The following is a 16,259-nucleotide window of genomic DNA, read 5'->3' on the forward strand; positions in this document are numbered from 1 at the left end:
CCCATGAGCAGTCACCAGGTGAACTTCGTTCGGGAGTACATCGAGACCGTCTGGAACCAGGGGCGGACCGAGCTGGCCGACAAGTACCTGGCCGAGGACCTCATCCAGCACAACCCGAACCTGCCCGACGGGCGGGCCCCGCTCGTCGAGTTCGTCGACGGCTTCCACAAGCAGTACCCGCGCGCCCGGTTCGAGATCCGCCGTGCGGCCGGCTCGGGAGACCTGGTCTTCCTGCACACCCGGTTCCGCGGCGACCCGGACGACCGCGGCATGGTCGTCGTGGAGGTCTTCCGCATCGACGAGGGACTGATCGTCGAGCACTGGGACGTCCGCGACGAGATCCCCGAGACCACCGTCAGCGGACACGAGGTCGTCTGACGGTCCGGTCCACCGCCGCCCGGGAGGCTCCGTGCCTCCCGGGCGGCGGCCGTTTCCCAACGATCAGGAGAGACCTGTGACACGACAGCAGCAGCCGGACCGGCGCCCCGCCGCCGGACTCACCCGCCGCGGACTCCTCGGCACGGCGGCGGCGGCCGGGGCCGGCGCGGCCCTCCTCCCGGCGCCCGCCCGGGCGGCCGAGGAAGCCGCCGGCACGCCCGCCGCGGTCACCGTCGGCGCCTCCGACGCCCGCTATCTCGACCTCACCTCGCGCGGCTACAACGCGAGATTCACCGCCGCCCCCGACTCCGTGCGGCTCGTGCACAGCACCGAGCAGGTGGTGGCCGCCGTCCAGGAGGCCGTGCGCGACGGCAGACGGATCGGGGTGCGCGGCGGCGGGCACTGCCTCGAGGGGCTCGTCGACGATCCGGACGTACGGATACTCGTCGACATGTCCGAGATGGACGCCGTCCGCTACGACCCGGCGCGCCGGGCCTTCCTGGTCGAGGGCGGGGCGACCCTCGGGCACGTCTACCGGACCCTGTACCTGGAGTGGGGGGTCGCCCTGCCGGGCGGCACCTGCCCGACCGTCGGGGTCGGCGGGCACGTCACCGGCGGCGGGTACGGCGCGATGTGCCGCCAGTACGGCGCGGTCGTCGACCACCTGTACGCCGTCGAGGTGGTGACCGTCGACGCGTCCGGCACCGCCCGCGCGGTGGTCGCCACCCGGGAGCCGGACGACCCGCACCGCGAGCTGTGGTGGGCGCACACCGGCGGGGGCGGCGGCACCTTCGGCATCGTCACCCGCTTCTGGTTCCGCTCCCCGGGCGCCACCGGCTCCGATCCCGCCGGCCTGTTGCCCAGGCCCCCGAAGACGCTCCTGAAGTCCACGGTCACCATCAGGTGGAGCGACCTGACCGAGGCCGCCTTCACCGCCCTCGTCACCGGTCACGGCGCCTGGCACGCCCGCAACAGCGTGGCCGGCTCCGCCTACGACAGCCTGCACAGCGTGCTCATCCTCTACAACCGGGTCCAGGGCAGCCTGGTGCTCAACTCCCAGATCGACGGCACCCGTCCGGACGCGGCCGCGCTGCTCGACGCGTACGTCACGGCGGTGGCCGGCGGTATCGGGGCGCCGTACAGCGAGGTCCGTTCGTCCTGGCCGTGGATGAAGACCACGCTCAAGGACCCCTACGACACCGGCCTGTACAACCGGACCAAGTCCAAGGGCGCCTACCTGCGCAGGGGCTGGTCCGCCGCGCAGGCCTCGACGCTCTACGGCTACCTCTCCGACGCCGGCTACGACGGCCACGCCGGGATCCTGCTCTACTCCTACGGCGGCAAGGTCAACACCGTCGCGTCCTCGGCCACCGCGCTGGCCCAGCGGGACTCGGTCCTGAAGGCCAACTTCACGACGTACTGGCCCGACGCCGCCGACGACGACCGGCACGTCGCGTGGATGCGCGCCCTCTACCGCGACCTGTACGCGGCCACCGGCGGGGTGCCCGTGCCCGACGACACCAACGACGGGTCGTACATCAACTACCCGGACACCGACCTCACGGACCCCGCCTGGAACACCTCGGGGGTGTCCTGGCAGAGCCTCTACTTCAAGGCCAACCTGCCCCGGCTGCAGGCCGTGAAGGCCGCCTGGGACCCGCACAACGTCTTCCACCACCGGCTGTCCGTCACAGTGCCCTGAGCAGGCGCCCCCGAGGGGGCGCCGGGGGAGGGACTGCGCGGCCGGCCACGACGGCTCGGCAGCCGGAGAACCCACCGGGGCACGGACGAGCCCCCGCCTCGCTGCGGTGAGGCGGGGGCTCGTCCCGTTCGGGGAGGCGAGGGAGGGCGCCGGGCTCAGCCGAAGCTGGCCGGGAACGCCACCCCGGTCAGCGACTCGCTCAGCCTGCGCAGCTGCGCGCGCGCGTCCTCGTCGTACGCCTGGGCGCCCGCCCTCGACCGCGTCGAGCGGTTGAAGTAGACACCCGAGACGTCGTCCAGGGCCGGGTCGGTGATCAGCCGCAGGGTGTTGCGCATGCCGTCGGCGACCGTGCTCTGCGGGGTGAACAGGTTCACCACCATCTTGGTCGGCATGTACGACGCCGGGTGCAGCGCGTTGGCGGTGACCCCGGTGCCGCGCAGCCGCTCGGCCAGGTCGAAGGTGAGCGAGATCTGGGCGAGCTTGGCCTGGCAGTAGGCCTGCACGCCGTCCCAGTTGCGCTCCAGCATGACGTCCCGGAAATTGATCGGTGCCTGGCCCGCGGAGCTGACGTTGATGATGCGGGCCGGGGCCGAGGCCACCAGCAGCGGGGCGAGCCGGCAGCTGAGGATGTAGGCCGCCAGGTAGTCGACCTGGAAGGTGAGCTCCAGGCCGTCCTGGCTCTCCTGGCGGGCCAGCTCGACGCCGATGCCCGCGTTGTTCACCAGCACGTCCAGCCGGTCGTACGTGGTGAGGATCCGCTCGGCCAGCTTGCCGATGTCCTCCAGGGAGGAGAAGTCGGCCAGTTCGTAGCTGAGCCGGCCGGTGGCGCCGGCCGCGCGCAGCTCGGCCAGCAGGTCCGCGCCCTTGGACGCACTGCGGCCGTGCAGGATCAGCGACGCGCCCTGCGCGGCGAGTTCACGGGCGACCGCGCGGCCGAGACCGTCGGTCGCGCCGGTGATGAGAATGGTCTGCTCGGGAACGGCCTTCATAGTGGGGAACTCTCCTGTCAGGCGTACGTTGCCAGTTCTTCGGTGGACTGGTCGGTGTATCCCTGGCTGACCTCCACCACGACGCCGTCCGGGTCGGCGACCCAGACCGTCTTCCAGCCGGGGATGAACTCGTCGAACGTCAGCGGCCCGAGCGTCGGCTCCAGCCCGGCCCCGGCGGCGGCGAGGAACGCGTCCACGTCGTCGACCTGGAAGGCGAGGTGGCGCACGGTGCCGGGGGCGGCCGGACCGTCCTGCGCGGCCGTCACGAGCGGTTCCGCGTCGGTCGCGAACAGCTCCAGCCAGGCCGGGCCGTTGCGCAGGAACACCACGCGGGTGCCGTCGGCCTCTACGACCCGGGCCCGGCGGAAGCCGAAGTGCCGGGTGTAGAAGTCCTCGGTGGCCTTCTGGTCACGGCAGTTGAGGCCCACGTGCGCCCAGCGCAGGCCGTTCGGGGCGGCGGTCGTCACGGCCGTCACTTCCCGGTGACCGGGGCGAACGGCACGGTGTCGTGCACGTTCGTCATGTAGGTGATCAGCCCGCCGCGGACCCGGAAGTAGTTGCACACCACGGCCTCGACCGCGATGCCGTCCGGGGTGCGGGCGGTGATGTCGGAGACCACCGCGGCCTGCTCGCCGTCCACGACGACGAGGCGGGGGACGTTGGCGAAGGAGGCGTACATCTGCGGGAAGCCCTTCATCATCTCGCGGAGCGTCTCGCGTCCCTCGACGTGCCCGGCCAGCTGCTCGTCCATGGTCTGGTCGATCGCGAACAGGTCGCACCAGGCGTCCCAGTCGCCCTCGTTGGCCAGCCGGTAGTACGTGTCGACCACTTCTCGGGTGCTCATGCGGCCGTCCTTTCCTGCTGCTGCGGGTCGGTGGTGCGGGTCAGGGGAGGGGGACGCCGAGCTGGCGCATCAGGCCCGTGGTGTCGGCCTGGACCCAGCGCTCGACGACCTTGCCGTCCTCCAGGCGGTAGACCTCCAGGCTGGTCCAGGAGACCTCCTTGCCGGTCGGCTCCTGGCCGAAGAACGGTGCGATGTGCCGGCCGTGGAAGGTGATGTGCATGATCACCCGGTCCGGGGCGGCCGGGTACAGGGCGTCGAGGTGCACGCGCATGTCCAGCGCGTCGTGCGCGCCCTTGATGATCACCTTGAGCTCGTCGAGGCTCTCGACGCTCCAGGCGGGGTTGTTGTCCTTGAACGTGGGCCCGAACAGATCGTCGAGGTCGTCGTAGCGGCGCTCGTTGACCGCGTCGCTGACCTGCCGGACCACGGTGTAGTTCAGGTCGTCGGAGGACAGCTGGGCGCGCAGGCCGAGCAGGTCGTCCTGGGCCCAGCGCTCGGCGAACAGGCCGTTCTCGGCCCGCCAGATCTCGGTGGTGGACCATTCGACCTTGCGGCCGGTGGCCGGTAGGCCCAGCACTTCGCCGAGGTGGGTGCCGGTGAGCTTCACGCGGGTGACGAGCCGGTCCTCGCCGAGCGGCGCGGCCTCCTCCAGTTCGCCCTTGAGGTCGAGGGACCCGTGGGCGCCGCGGACCGCGTCCAGGTAGGTGTCGATGCCGGTGATGTCGAAACCGGGGTGGTGGTCGGTGAAGTCCGGGCTGAGCACGGCGCGGACGCCCTGCAGGTCGCCGGCGTTCAGCGCGTCGAGGAAGCGTCCGTAGAGCTTCTGGATGTCCTGCTGGTCACGGGTGGACATGGTTCATCCCCTCGCTGGGTCGGGCGGCGGTCGGAAGCGGCCGGGAGGTGCCGAGGGCGAACGCCGCCGCGCGCTCGCCGATCATGACGCTGGGTGCGTGGGTGTTGCCGGCCACGATGGACGGCATCACGGAGGCGTCGGCGACCCGGAGGCCCTGGATGCCGTGGACCCGCAGCTCGGGGTCGGTGACGGCGTCCGGTCCTGTGCCCATCCGGCAGGTGCCGGCCGGGTGCCACAGGGTGGTGGCGTTGGCGGCGACGTAGGCGCGCAGCTCGGCCGGGGTCGTGACGTCCTTGCCGGGGCCCAGTTCGTCGCCGCGGAAGGCGTCGAAGGCGCGGGTCGCGGCGAGCTCGCGGGCCAGCTCGACCCCGTACACCAGGACGTCCAGGTCGGCCGCCGAGGTGAGGTAGCCGGCGCTGATCACCGCGTTGGACCCGGGGTCGGCGTCGCGCAGCCGGACCCGGCCGCGACTGTGCGGGAGCACGGCGATCGGGGCGAAGGTCAGGCCTGGGCCCTCCCACTGGTCGGCGGGCGCGTCGGGCGGCAGGAACTTGACCGGGCCGAAGGTGAACTGCAGGTCGGGCGGCCCGTCCGGGTCGGCGGCCGGGGTGTGGGTGAACAGCCCGGCCTCGGAGAGCAGGGCACCGGGCGGGTGTTCCCGGAGGGACTGGTAGCAGACCGGGGTGAAGAGGTGATCCTGGAGCCCGGCGCCCACGCCCGGCAGGTCGCGGACACAGTGGATGCCGTGCGCCCTGAGGTGGTCGGCCGGTCCGATCCCCGACAGCATGAGGAGCTTCGGCGACTCGAACGCGCCCGCGGACACGATGACTTCGCGGTCGGCGCGCAGGCGGGCCGGCTCGCCGCCCCGGACGTACTCGACGCCGGTGACCCGGTCCCCGTCGAGCAGCAGCCGGGTGGTGCGGGCGCCGGTCAGCACGGTCAGGTTGGGCCGGTCGAGGGCTGGGCGCAGGTAGGCGTCGGCGGCGCTGCACCGCCCGCCCGTGTCGTCGCGGTTGGTCTGGTACAGGAAGCCGAAGCCGTCCTGCCGGGCGCCGTTGTAGTCGCCGTCGCTCGCGGCGTCGTGGCCGAGTTCGGCGGTCGCCGCCACGAAGGCGGACGCCAGCGGGGACGGCCGGTCCAGCTGCCGCACCCGGACCGGGCCGTCGGCGCCGCGCAGTGCGGAGCCGCCGCCGGAGTAGCTCTCGGCGGCCCGGAAGTACGGCAGGACCTCGTCGTAGGACCAGCCGGCCGCGCCCTCGGTGACCCAGCGGTCGTAGTCGTGGCGGCTGCCGCGCACCCACATCAGGGCGTTGACGGAGCTGCACCCGCCGAGGACCTTGCCGCGGGCCACCGGGATCCGGCGACCGTCCATGCCGGCCTCGGGCTCGGTGACGTAGCCCCAGTCGATCTCGCCGCGCCAGTCGGCGGTGAGCAGGGAGAGGACCGAGGCGGCGTCGGCGTGGTGGATCTCGGGACGTTCGTCCGGGCCGCCGGCCTCCAGCAGGATCACGGTCACGGACGGGTCCGCGCTGAGCCGGGCGGCGACGGCGCAGCCGGCGGAACCCGCGCCGACCACAATGTAGTCGGCGTCCTGTGGCACCGGGGGAGTCGGATTCGACGGCATGACTGCCTCCAAACGGTGACGGGGTCAGAGGGCGGCCGGCTCGCCGACCTGGTAGTCGACGATCACCGGGGCGGCGCCCGGCGCGGGGCGTTCGAGCTGCCACTGCTGGTTGATCCGGAACGAGGACACGGAGCCGTCGGCGGTGGACTTCGCCGTCCAGACGACGGTCAGGTCGATGCCGATCCGGGTTCCGGTCTCCTCGTGGACGAGCTTCTCCACGGTGTGGTCCTGCTCGCTGTAGGCCTCACCGACGGCCGCGTACCAGTCGACGAAGTCCGCGTGGCCGTGCAGGGTGCGCTCCGGGAAGGCCATCTCCAGGCCCTCGTCGGCGACGAAGGGCAGCAGCTCCGCGACCGGGGCGTGCACGTTGAGCAGGCCGAACCAGCGCTGCACGAACTCCTCGATCTCCCGGTCGGAGCCGGTCTGTTCGGTGGACATGGATGTCTCCGCTCATCGGGGTCCCGCCCCCGGGAACCGGGAGCGATACGCGTCCGATGACCCCACAGCCGGGGCGCCCTGCGCGCGGCGCGCCGGAACTCCGGCCGCACTGTGCGAAGTCGCAGCTCCGGCTCGGGCAACTCGTAGGCCGGCAGGTCCGTACCGCCCGGTAGTGGGCGATCCGCAGGCGTTGGCCACAACATGCCGTAGTGCATTCGGCCACTTGGGCATGTGCCGAGAGCACGGGCGGCCGCGATGGTCCGGACGAAGTGCCCCGCCGTAGACAGGAATCCGCCACTTGGCACCGTCCCGCCGAAACCGGGAGGAATCCCATGAGCAGGCGCATCCTCGTAGTCCTGTCCGAACACGGCTACTGGGGCGAGGAGTTGATCGGCCCCCTGGAGACCTTCGACCAGGCCGGCTACCACGTCACCTTCGCCACCCCCACCGGCAAGCGGCCCCACGCGCTGCCGCCGAGCATGGACCCCGAGTACGTCGACCCGCCGCTCGGCCGGTCCGTCACCACGCCCGAGATGGCGGCGAAGGTGCGTGCCGTCGAGGAGTCGGACCGGCTCGACAACCCCCTCGACCTCGCGTCCTGGCTGCCCGACCGGCCCTACCGCTCCCGGCCGTACTTCCTGCGCGACTGGGAGGCCTACCACAGCCGCCTGGAGCAGATCCGCCACCAGATCGCCGACCGCTACGACGCGCTGCTGATCGTCGGCGGCAGCGGCCCCATCGTCGACCTCGCCAACAACTGGCGGGTGCACGACCTGATCCTCGCCTTCCGCGAGCTGGACCGGCCGATCGCCGCCGAGTGCTACGGCGTCGCCTGCCTGGCCTTCGCCCGTGACCAGGAGACCCGGACGTCCATCATCCGCGGCAAGCACGTCACCGGGCACTGCATCGAGTACGACTACAAGGACGGCACCGGGTTCCTCGGCACCGACTTCGTGATGGGCCCTCCGCCGTACCCGCTGGAGTACATCCTGCGGGACGCCACCGCACCCGGCGGGGCCTACCACGGCAACTTCGGCAAGGAGACCTCGGTCGTCGTCGACTACCCGTTCATCACGGGCCGTTCGACCCCCGACTCCTACCTGACCGGCCAGAAGACCGTCGAGGTCCTCGAACAGGGCCTGCGCCAGTGGGGGTTCAGGACCTCCTGACGTCCTGACGTCCCGTCCCGCGAGAGGTGACCAGCATGCACAGCAGGCCCGCGCGCGTCGCGCTCCTGGAGCAACTGGAGGCCGAAGGCGTCCGGTACATGTTCGGCAACCCCGGCACGGTCGAGCAGGGGTTCCTCGACGAACTGCGCTCCTTCCCCTCGATCCAGTACATCCTGGCCCTGCAGGAGGCCACGGCCGTCGGCATGGCGGACGGCCACGCCCGCGCCACCCGCACCCCGGCGGTCCTGCAACTGCACTCCGGGGTCGGCCTCGGCAACGGCATCGGCATGCTCTACCAGGCCATGCGCGGCCACGCCCCGATCGTCACCCTGGTCGGCGAGGCCGGTCTGCGGTACGCGGGACTGGACGCCCAGATGGCGGCCGATCTGGTCGGCATGGCGGAGCCGGTCACCAAGTGGGCGACCCGGGTGCTCGACCCCGACTCCACGCTGCGGGTGCTGCGCCGCGCCTTCAAGGTGGCCGGAACCCCGCCGTACGGGCCGGTCCTGGTGGTGCTGCCGGCCGACGTGATGGACGCCGGCACCCGGGAGGCGGTCGTTCCGGTCAGTTACCCGGACACCCGCAGCCTGCCCGCCCCGGACACCGTCGCCCGGGCCGCCGCGCTGCTCGCCGGGGCCCGTCGCCCGCTGATCGTGGCCGGCGACGGCGTGCACTTCGCGGGCGCCCAGCCCGAACTGGCCCGCCTCGCCGAGGTGTGGGGCGCCGACGTGTACGGCGCCGACTGGGCGGAGGTCAACCTCTCCGTGCAGCACCCGGCGTACGCGGGCCAGCTGGGCCACATGTTCGGCGAGCAGAGCCGGCGCGTCACCGGCGCCGCCGACGGCGTCCTGATCGTCGGCACCTATGCGCTGCCCGAGGTGTTCCCGGCGCTGTACGACGTCTTCGCCGAGGGCACCCCGGTGGTCCACGTGGACCTCGACACCGACGCCATCGCCAAGAACTTCCCGGTCGACCTCGGCATCGTGGCCGACCCGAAGGCCACCCTCGGGCTGCTCGCCGACGCGCTGCACGGGAAGATGGGCGACAGGCGGCGGGCCGAGGCGGCCGAGCGGCTGCGGGTGCGGGCCGCCGAGCGGGCCGACGCCCTGGCCGGCGCCCGGGAGCGGGACCTGTCCGACGGCGAGGCGCAGTCCGTGCCCACCGCCGCCTTCGCCCGCGAACTCGCCCGGCAACTCGCGCCGGACGCCCTGCTGTTCGACGAGGCGCTGACCGCGTCCCCGGTGCTCTTCCGGCACCTGCCGGCCACCGTGCCCGGCCGGTGGATGCAGACCCGGGGCGGCTCCCTGGGCGTCGGCCTGCCCGGCGCGCTCGGCGCCCAGCTCGCCCATCCCGACCGCACCGTGGTCGGCTTCACCGGCGACGGCGGCTCCATGTACACCTTCCAGGCCCTGTGGACGGCCGCCCGGTACGGCCTGCCCACCAAGTTCGTGATCTGCAACAACGGCAGCTACCGGCTGCTGGAGGACAACATCGAGGAGTACTGGCGGGAGACCGGCGTACCGGCCCACGAACAGCCCGGCATGTTCGACCTCTCCCACCCGCCCATCGACTTCACGGGCCTCGCCCGCTCCCTCGGCGTCGCCGCCGTACGGGTGGAGAAGCCCGGCCAGGCCGAGGGCGCGGTGGCCCAGGCCCTCGCCCACCGCGGGCCGTTCCTCGTCGACCTGGTGACGGCCAAGGGAAAGGGGTGACCCCGTGCGACTGAACGGACACAAGATCGCCGTCCTGATGGAGAGCGACTTCTACGAGCCCGAGATCCTCTACTACCGCTACCGCTTCCCCGAGGAGGGCGCCGAGGTCCACTTCCTGACCCGGCTCTGGGGCAACGAGGGCATGACCTTCCAGGGGCACGAGCACCGCATGCCCTTCGAGGTCACCGAGTCCTTCGAGGACCTCGACGAGTTCGCGCTCAAGGAGTACTCGGCGGTGATCGTCCCCTCCGGGATGGTCTCCGACCGCCTCCGCTACACCGACGACCCCCAACAGCTGCCGCCCGCCTCGCAGTTCCTGCGCCGCGCGTTCGCCGACCCGGCGATCGTCAAGGGCATCATCTGCCACGGCATGTGGCTCGCCGCGCCCGTCCCGAACCTGATGCGCGGGCGGCGTGCGGTCGTGCACAACAACCTGCTGGGCGACCTGCGCAACATGGGCGGCGAGTACGTCGACCAGGACGTCGTCGTCCACGACGACCTGGTCACCGGCCGCACCGGCAACCACTGCCACGTCTTCGCCCGCACCATCATCGACCTGCTCGCCGACCGTCACGCCGCCCAGTCCGCCGAGTCCGCGCAGCCGGCCGAGGCCGCCCGGCCCGTCCCGGCCGGGCAGGGCTGACGGGGTACGGACGGGGAGAGGAGCGATCTCATGACACCGGTGACCGGGCGCATCCCCGTCCTCGACGTCCGCCCCCGGGTGCGGGACGGGGAACTGCCCGCCAAGGCCGTGACCGGAGAGCACCTCGACATCACGGCCACCGTCTTCCGCGAGGGCCACGGCGTGATCGCCGCGGACGTGGTCCTGCGCGGACCCGGGGGAGCCCCCGCCCGGCGGGTGCCGATGACCCTCGTCGACGAGGACGCCGACCGCTGGAGCGCCACCGTGGTCCCCGACGCCGAGGGCCTGTGGACCTTCCGCGTCGAGGCCTGGGCCGACCCGCTGGCCACCTGGCGCCGGGACGCCGCGCTGAAGGTCGCGGCCGGCGTCGACACCGAACTCACCCTGCGCGAGGGCGTGCTGCTGCACGAACGGGCGGCGCACGGCGACAACGACATCACCGACTGGGGGCGGCGCGAGGAGGTCCGGACCGCGGTCGCCGCGCTCCGCGACACCCTGGGCCCGGCCTCGGCCCGGCTGGCGGCCGTCACCGACCCCCGGGTGACGGCCGCCCTGGGCCGCTACGCACTGCGCGAACTGGTCACCGCCTCCCGGCCGCTGCCGCTGCGCGTGGAGCGGCGGCGGGCCCTGGTGGGGTCCTGGTACGAGCTGTTCCCGCGCTCGGAGGGCGCGGTCGTGACGGCGGACGGGCGGACGGTGAGCGGCACCCTGCGGACCGCCGCCGAACGGCTGCCCGCCGTCGCCGCGATGGGCTTCGACGTGGTGTACCTGCCGCCCGTCCACCCCATCGGCGCCACCCACCGCAAGGGCCGCGACAACACGCTCGTCGCGGACCCGGACGACGTCGGGTCGCCCTGGGCCATCGGCTCCTGGGAGGGCGGCCACGACGCCGTCCACCCCGACCTCGGCACCCTCGACGACTTCCGGTACTTCGTCACCACCGCCCGTGACCTGGGTCTGGAGGTGGCCGTCGACTTCGCCCTGCAGTGCTCCCCGGACCACCCCTGGGTGACCGGTCATCCCGAGTGGTTCCACCACCGGGCGGACGGCTCGGTCGCCTACGCGGAGAACCCGCCCAAGACCTACGAGGACATCCACCCCCTCGACTTCGACACCGACTTCGAGGGCCTGTACGCCGAGGCGCTGCGCGTCCTGCGGCACTGGATGGACCAGGGGGTGCGGATCTTCCGCGTCGACAACCCGCACACCAAGCCGGTGCACTTCTGGGAGCGGCTGATCGGCGAGGTCAACGCGACCGACCCGGACGTGGTGTTCCTGGCCGAGGCGTTCACCAGACGGGCCATGGTGCACGCCCTGGCCCAGGCCGGCTTCCAGCAGTCGTACACCTACTTCACCTGGAAGAACACCAAGCGGGAACTGACCGAGTACCTGCCCGAACTCAGCCGGGACAGCGCCGACTTCCTGCGGCCCAACCTGTTCGTGAACACCCCGGACATCCTGCACGCCTACCTCCAGCACGGCGGCCGGCCCGCCTTCGAGGTGCGGGCCGTGCTGGCGGCGACCGCCGCGCCCAGCTGGGGGATGTACGCCGGGTACGAACTGTGCGAGAACACCCCGCTCACCGAGGGCACCGAGGACTACCTCGCCTCGGAGAAGTACCAGTTGCGGCCCCGTGACTGGGCGGCCGCCGAGGCCGCGGGGCGGACCATCGCCCCGCTGATCACCCTGCTCAACCGGCTCCGCCGGACCCGTCCGGCCCTCCAGGAACTGCGCAACCTGCGGCTCCAGCACACCGACAACGACCGGATCCTCGCCTACTCCAAACACGTCGACCTGCCCGGGGGCGGCAGGGACGTGGTGCTGGTCGTCGTCAACCTGGATCCGCACCGGGCCCAGGAGGCCACCGTGACCTGCGACCTGGCGGCCCTCGGCCTGCCCGTCGACGGCACGCTCAAGCTCCGCGACGAACTCACCGGAGCCGCCTATGCCTGGGGCGAGTCCACCTACGTGCGCCTCGACCCGGCCCACCAGGCCGCGCACGTGCTGACGACCGAGGAGGCGTCATGAGGACGGAGACGAGTACGGAGACGAGTACGGCGGCGAGGTCGGAGACGAACGCGGCGGCGAGGTCGGAGATCCTGCGGCCGCTGCTGACCGCGCTCGGGCCGTGGCTGGCGGGCCGCCGCTGGTTCGACACCCGCTACGCCGGGGCCCCGCTGACCGCCGAGGCGGCCTCGGTGATCGGCGACGAACCACCGCTGCTGCTGCACGCCGTGGTCGCGGCGGACGGCGCCGCCGGACCGCTGCGGGTCCAGCTCCTGCTCGGCCTGCGCCCGGAGCTGCCGGACCGGCTGGCCCCCGCCGCGATCGCCACCGTGCCGGCCGGCCCCTGGCAGGGCTGGCAGGTCTACGACGCGCTCGCCGACGGCACCGTGCTCGCCCTGCTGCTGCGCACCCTGGCGGGCGGCGGCGCCGAGCACGGGCCGCGCCTGGAACGCAGCTCCCGCTACCCGCTGCCGGTCGGACTGGTGCCGCGGCCGCTCCAGGTGGAACAGAGCAACACCTCCGTGGCCTACGGCGACCGGGTCCTGCTGAAGATCTTCCGCCGCCCGGAGCCGGGACCGCACACCGAGGTCGAGGCACTGCGGGCGCTCACCGGCCAGGACTGCACCCGCACCCCCCACCTCTACGGGGCGGTGCACAGCGACGCCCCCGGCGCGGAGGGCCTGGTGCTCGGCCTCGTCGAGGAGTTCCTGCCCGACGCGCGGGAGGGCTGGGAAGAGGCGGTACGGCAGGCCACCGGCGCCGTGGCCGGCACCGGCCCCGGCGGCGGCTTCACCGCGGACGCGGCCGCCCTGGGCCGGGCCGTCGCCGACGTGCACGGCGCGCTCGGCGAGGCCTTCGGGCGGACCCGGCTCACCGTGGCGGACGTGGCCGAGGAGACCGCCCGGATGACCATGCGCCTCAAGGAGGCCGCCGAGGAGGTCCCGGCGCTCGCCCGCTACACCGCCCGGCTCGGCGCCCTCTTCGACGACTGCGCCCGGGTCGCCGGGCGCGGCTGCCCGCTCTACGTCCAGCGCACCCACGGCGACCTGCACCTGGGACAGGCGCTGCGGGCCCACGACGGCTGGCGGATCGTGGACTTCGAGGGCGAGCCGGCCCAGCCCGCCGCCGAGCGGGCCCGTCCGCAGCCGGTACTGAAGGACGTCGCCGGCATGCTGCGCTCCTTCGACTACGCGGCCCGCACCGGGCTTGCCGTCGTCGAGGACGGCGCCCCGGCGGAGACCTCGCCGGCCGCCCGGCTGCGACGGCGCCGGCGCGCCTCCGCGTGGGCGGTCCGCAACCGGCGGGCGTTCGTCGCCGGGTACGCGGCCGCCGGCCACGAGGACCCGGACTGTCACCCGGTACTGCTGAGGGCCTTCGAGGCGGACAAGGCCGTCTACGAGGCCGTGTACGAGTCCCGGCTGCGCCCCGACCGGCTGCCGGTCCCCCTCGCCGCGATCCACCGGCTGGCCGCGGCTCCACACTGACGGCCGGCCACCCGCGGGCCGCCCCACCGGCCCCGGCCCCCGGGCCGGTACCGGCCCCGGCCCCCGGACCGCGCCCCGTACCCGGCGCCCGGTCCGGTGTCGGCCCGGGCGCCCGACCGGGCGTGGGGTGCGGCGTCCGACCGGGCGTGCGGCCCGGCGTCCGACCGGGCGTGGGGTGCGGTGTCCGGTCCGGGTCTGCGACCGGTTGCCCGGCCCGGCGTCCGACCGGGTGTCCGGCCCGGGGCCGGTGCGGGTGGGCGGCTCGGGGGCGGGCCCGGCTCGCCCCCGACTCGACCCGGCCGCGAACCGGCGTCGAACCGGCGTGGAACCGGCGTCGAACCGGCGTCGAGTCCGGCGGCGAAAGGACCGGAACCGGGATCGGAACCGGGACCGGGAAATCGGTGTCCGACGGGTTTTCAGTTCTCTTTGTCGTGCGGGTATTTCACGGCGGTTTCCGGAAGGGGAATTCGGGTGGTGCGCGGAACGGGGCGGAGCGGTTCAGGAACGGCCCTGCTCGGTGAAGGACGCGCTCGGGTCGCGGTTCGGGGCCAGACCGGCCGACGACAGCGCCTGGTCGTACGCCTGCAGGGCGGCCGTGCTGTTGCCCTGGCGGCGCCACAGGTCGCCCACGTAGCGCCAGTTGAGCGCGGTCTGGTGGGACGGCGGGAACTGGCGCAGCTGCCGGGTCGCGGCCTGCAGGCACTGGCCCGCCTGCTCGTAGTCGCCGCGCAGCAGGTGGATCTCGGCGAGCGTGGCGCGCGCGCCGACCGCCTGGATGCGGGACTCCGGGCCGGTGAGGCCGAGGGCCCGCTCCGCGTGGGCCGCCGCCTCGTCCCAGTTGCCGAGCATCGCGTCCGCGTCGGCGAGACCGATCTCGCACTGGGCCAGCTCCGGGGCGTTGCCGACCTCCGCCAGCAACTGCTGCGCCTCTTCGAGGAGTTGCTTGGCGCGGGCCGGCTCGGGCTGGTCGACCTGGAGCAGCAGCGAACCGCAGTTCATCTTGAGCATGGCGACATGGCGGATGTTGTCGTCCTCGGACATCAGCGCCAGCGCCCGCTCCACCAGGGCCAGCGCCTCGTTCAGCTGGCCGCGGGAGCGGGCCACGAGCCCCGCGTTCCAGAAGACGGCACCGCGCGCTGCCCGGGCCCCCTGCTTCTCGGCGGCGTCGAGGAGCCGGACGCCGAGCAGTTGGGCCCGGGTGAGGTCGCCGCGCATGTGGTACGACGCCATGAGCGTGGCGCCGAGCTGGACGTGGTCGACCGTGACGTCCAGGCCGAGGGCGTCGAGCCGGGACATGGCCCGCTCGGCGATCTCGATGCTGGTCGTGATGTCGCCGGCGTTGCGGTAGCAGCGGCACAGGGCGACCGACACCGTGCACCAGTCGGCGGAGCCGGGCGGCAGTTCGGGGTCGCGCTGGAGGTCCTCCAGGATCGTGATGGCGGCCTCGATCCGGTCGAGCTTCTCCAGGGCGGAGGCCTGCGCGATGCGGGCGCGCCGGGTCATCGACGGGTCCAGCAGGGACGGCTTCGCCAGGAGGTCGCTCAGGGTCTGGAGGGCCTCGCCGTTGCTGCCGTTGCGCAGGGCCATCTCGCCGAAGGCCAGCCGCAGCCGGGTCTCCTCCAGTTCGTGGTCGTCGCGTCCGCTGCGCAGGTACTCCACGGAGCACCCCAGGCGCTCGGCGAGCGCGGCGAGCACCGAGTCCGACGGCGCGCCGCGCTTCCCCGATTCGATCAGGGAGATGTAGCTCGCCGAAATCTCACCGGACGCGAGGTCCTGCTGTTTGAGTCCACGTTTGCCGCGCAACACCCTGATGCGCTCGCCCAGTCCTGCGGCCGTCGCGTTGCCGAGTGGATCCATGCCAACTCCTCGGTGCAGTGACTTGACTGTCGGGATGACAGATCGATGTTACCAGTAAGTTGATATCTGCCCAATGGGCTTCCGGTGATCTTTTAGTGGCTCTCCACCGCATTTTGCAGCACTGTTCTCTGATCGCTTTAGAAGTCCGCCTTTGCGGTGCGCGATATTCCGTTTGATTATGATTAATTTTGCAAGGAACTGCTTGACTGTTTTAGTCACCTAAGGTTGACTGTAATTGTCAAGGCGCAACCTTCTATTGTTCAGGGGAGGGGATTTTCGTGAGCAATAAAATAATCGCGCTCTTTGCAGTCGTCGTCCTGATCAGTGGTCTTGTTGCGGGGGGACTGTGGCTGAGCGATTCCGGCCCGGGTAACCGTCCGCAGCACGAGGGCATGGCCGCGTCCAGCGGCGGGAGTGGTGGTTGCTGCTGATCGCACCCCGACGTCGCACGGGACCGGGTCCGGTCCGGCGGTCGCCCTACGGCCGCCGGACCCGCGCCCCGGGCCGGGGGGGGGGGGGACTGGGGGGGTCGGGGTGGGCCGCCCCCCCGACGAGAGGG

The 16,259-nt window shown here is 72.6% G+C and carries 14 protein-coding genes; 7 read left to right on the forward strand and 7 right to left on the reverse strand.

The window, feature by feature from the left end; all coding sequences use genetic code 11:
* Window positions 1-3 precede the first annotated feature (3 nt).
* Entirely contained in the window at window positions 4-378 is a 375-nt protein-coding gene (locus AB0472_RS39380) for a nuclear transport factor 2 family protein (protein WP_089102071.1), read from the forward strand.
* 76 nt (window positions 379-454) lie between these two features.
* Window positions 455-2,080, forward strand: coding sequence for an FAD-binding protein (locus tag AB0472_RS39385; RefSeq protein WP_366364067.1), 1,626 nt, complete (start codon window positions 455-457; stop codon window positions 2,078-2,080).
* A gap of 155 nt (window positions 2,081-2,235) precedes the next feature.
* Here the strand turns inward: AB0472_RS39385 and AB0472_RS39390 are convergent, their stop codons facing one another.
* The 6 genes from AB0472_RS39390 to AB0472_RS39415 are packed head-to-tail and all read right to left on the reverse strand — an operon-like array spanning window position 2,236 to window position 6,828.
* A complete protein-coding gene (locus AB0472_RS39390) occupies window positions 2,236-3,069 on the reverse strand; it encodes an SDR family NAD(P)-dependent oxidoreductase (RefSeq protein WP_366364069.1) in 834 nt (277 codons plus the stop codon).
* Window positions 3,070-3,086: 17 nt separating this feature from the next.
* Window positions 3,087-3,536: a VOC family protein gene (locus AB0472_RS39395; RefSeq protein WP_366364071.1), complete on the reverse strand. Its 450-nt coding sequence runs from the start codon at window positions 3,534-3,536 to the stop codon at window positions 3,087-3,089.
* A 5-nt stretch (window positions 3,537-3,541) separates the two neighbouring features.
* Window positions 3,542-3,913, reverse strand: coding sequence for a nuclear transport factor 2 family protein (locus AB0472_RS39400; RefSeq protein WP_351484728.1), 372 nt, complete (start codon window positions 3,911-3,913; stop codon window positions 3,542-3,544).
* A 40-nt stretch (window positions 3,914-3,953) separates the two neighbouring features.
* On the reverse strand, window positions 3,954-4,766 hold the full coding sequence (locus tag AB0472_RS39405) for an ester cyclase (RefSeq protein ID WP_366364073.1): 813 nt from the start codon (window positions 4,764-4,766) through the stop codon (window positions 3,954-3,956).
* Window positions 4,753-6,390, reverse strand: coding sequence for a GMC family oxidoreductase N-terminal domain-containing protein (locus tag AB0472_RS39410; protein WP_366364076.1), 1,638 nt, complete (start codon window positions 6,388-6,390; stop codon window positions 4,753-4,755). Before AB0472_RS39410 ends, AB0472_RS39405 begins: the two co-directional genes overlap by 14 nt.
* A 24-nt stretch (window positions 6,391-6,414) precedes the next feature.
* On the reverse strand, window positions 6,415-6,828 hold the full coding sequence (locus AB0472_RS39415) for a hypothetical protein (RefSeq protein WP_366364079.1): 414 nt from the start codon (window positions 6,826-6,828) through the stop codon (window positions 6,415-6,417).
* Between the two features lie 332 nt (window positions 6,829-7,160).
* On the opposite strand from AB0472_RS39415, the gene AB0472_RS39420 reads away from it, so the two are divergent.
* Genes AB0472_RS39420 through AB0472_RS39440 form a run of 5 tightly spaced genes read left to right on the forward strand, consistent with a single transcriptional unit; the run spans window position 7,161 to window position 13,843 of the window.
* On the forward strand, window positions 7,161-7,997 hold the full coding sequence (locus AB0472_RS39420) for a type 1 glutamine amidotransferase domain-containing protein (protein WP_366364081.1): 837 nt from the start codon (window positions 7,161-7,163) through the stop codon (window positions 7,995-7,997).
* A 35-nt stretch (window positions 7,998-8,032) separates the two neighbouring features.
* Complete coding sequence (locus AB0472_RS39425) at window positions 8,033-9,709, forward strand: thiamine pyrophosphate-binding protein (protein WP_366364083.1); 1,677 nt, start codon at window positions 8,033-8,035, stop codon at window positions 9,707-9,709.
* A gap of 4 nt (window positions 9,710-9,713) precedes the next feature.
* The gene (locus AB0472_RS39430) at window positions 9,714-10,352 is read left to right on the forward strand and encodes a DJ-1/PfpI family protein (RefSeq protein ID WP_366364085.1); all 639 of its coding nucleotides are present in this window, start codon (window positions 9,714-9,716) and stop codon (window positions 10,350-10,352) included.
* Window positions 10,353-10,382: 30 nt separating this feature from the next.
* Window positions 10,383-12,380: an alpha-1,4-glucan--maltose-1-phosphate maltosyltransferase gene (locus AB0472_RS39435; RefSeq protein ID WP_366364087.1), complete on the forward strand. Its 1,998-nt coding sequence runs from the start codon at window positions 10,383-10,385 to the stop codon at window positions 12,378-12,380.
* Window positions 12,377-13,843, forward strand: coding sequence for a hypothetical protein (locus AB0472_RS39440; RefSeq protein ID WP_366364089.1), 1,467 nt, complete (start codon window positions 12,377-12,379; stop codon window positions 13,841-13,843). Before AB0472_RS39435 ends, AB0472_RS39440 begins: the two co-directional genes overlap by 4 nt.
* 498 nt (window positions 13,844-14,341) lie before the next feature.
* On the opposite strand, the gene AB0472_RS39445 is transcribed toward AB0472_RS39440, so the two are convergent.
* Window positions 14,342-15,700: a tetratricopeptide repeat protein gene (locus tag AB0472_RS39445; protein WP_366364090.1), complete on the reverse strand. Its 1,359-nt coding sequence runs from the start codon at window positions 15,698-15,700 to the stop codon at window positions 14,342-14,344.
* Between the last annotated feature and the right edge of the window lie 559 nt (window positions 15,701-16,259).

This window comes from Streptomyces sp. NPDC086777, from assembly GCF_040702065.1.
Classification (GTDB): domain Bacteria; phylum Actinomycetota; class Actinomycetes; order Streptomycetales; family Streptomycetaceae; genus Streptomyces.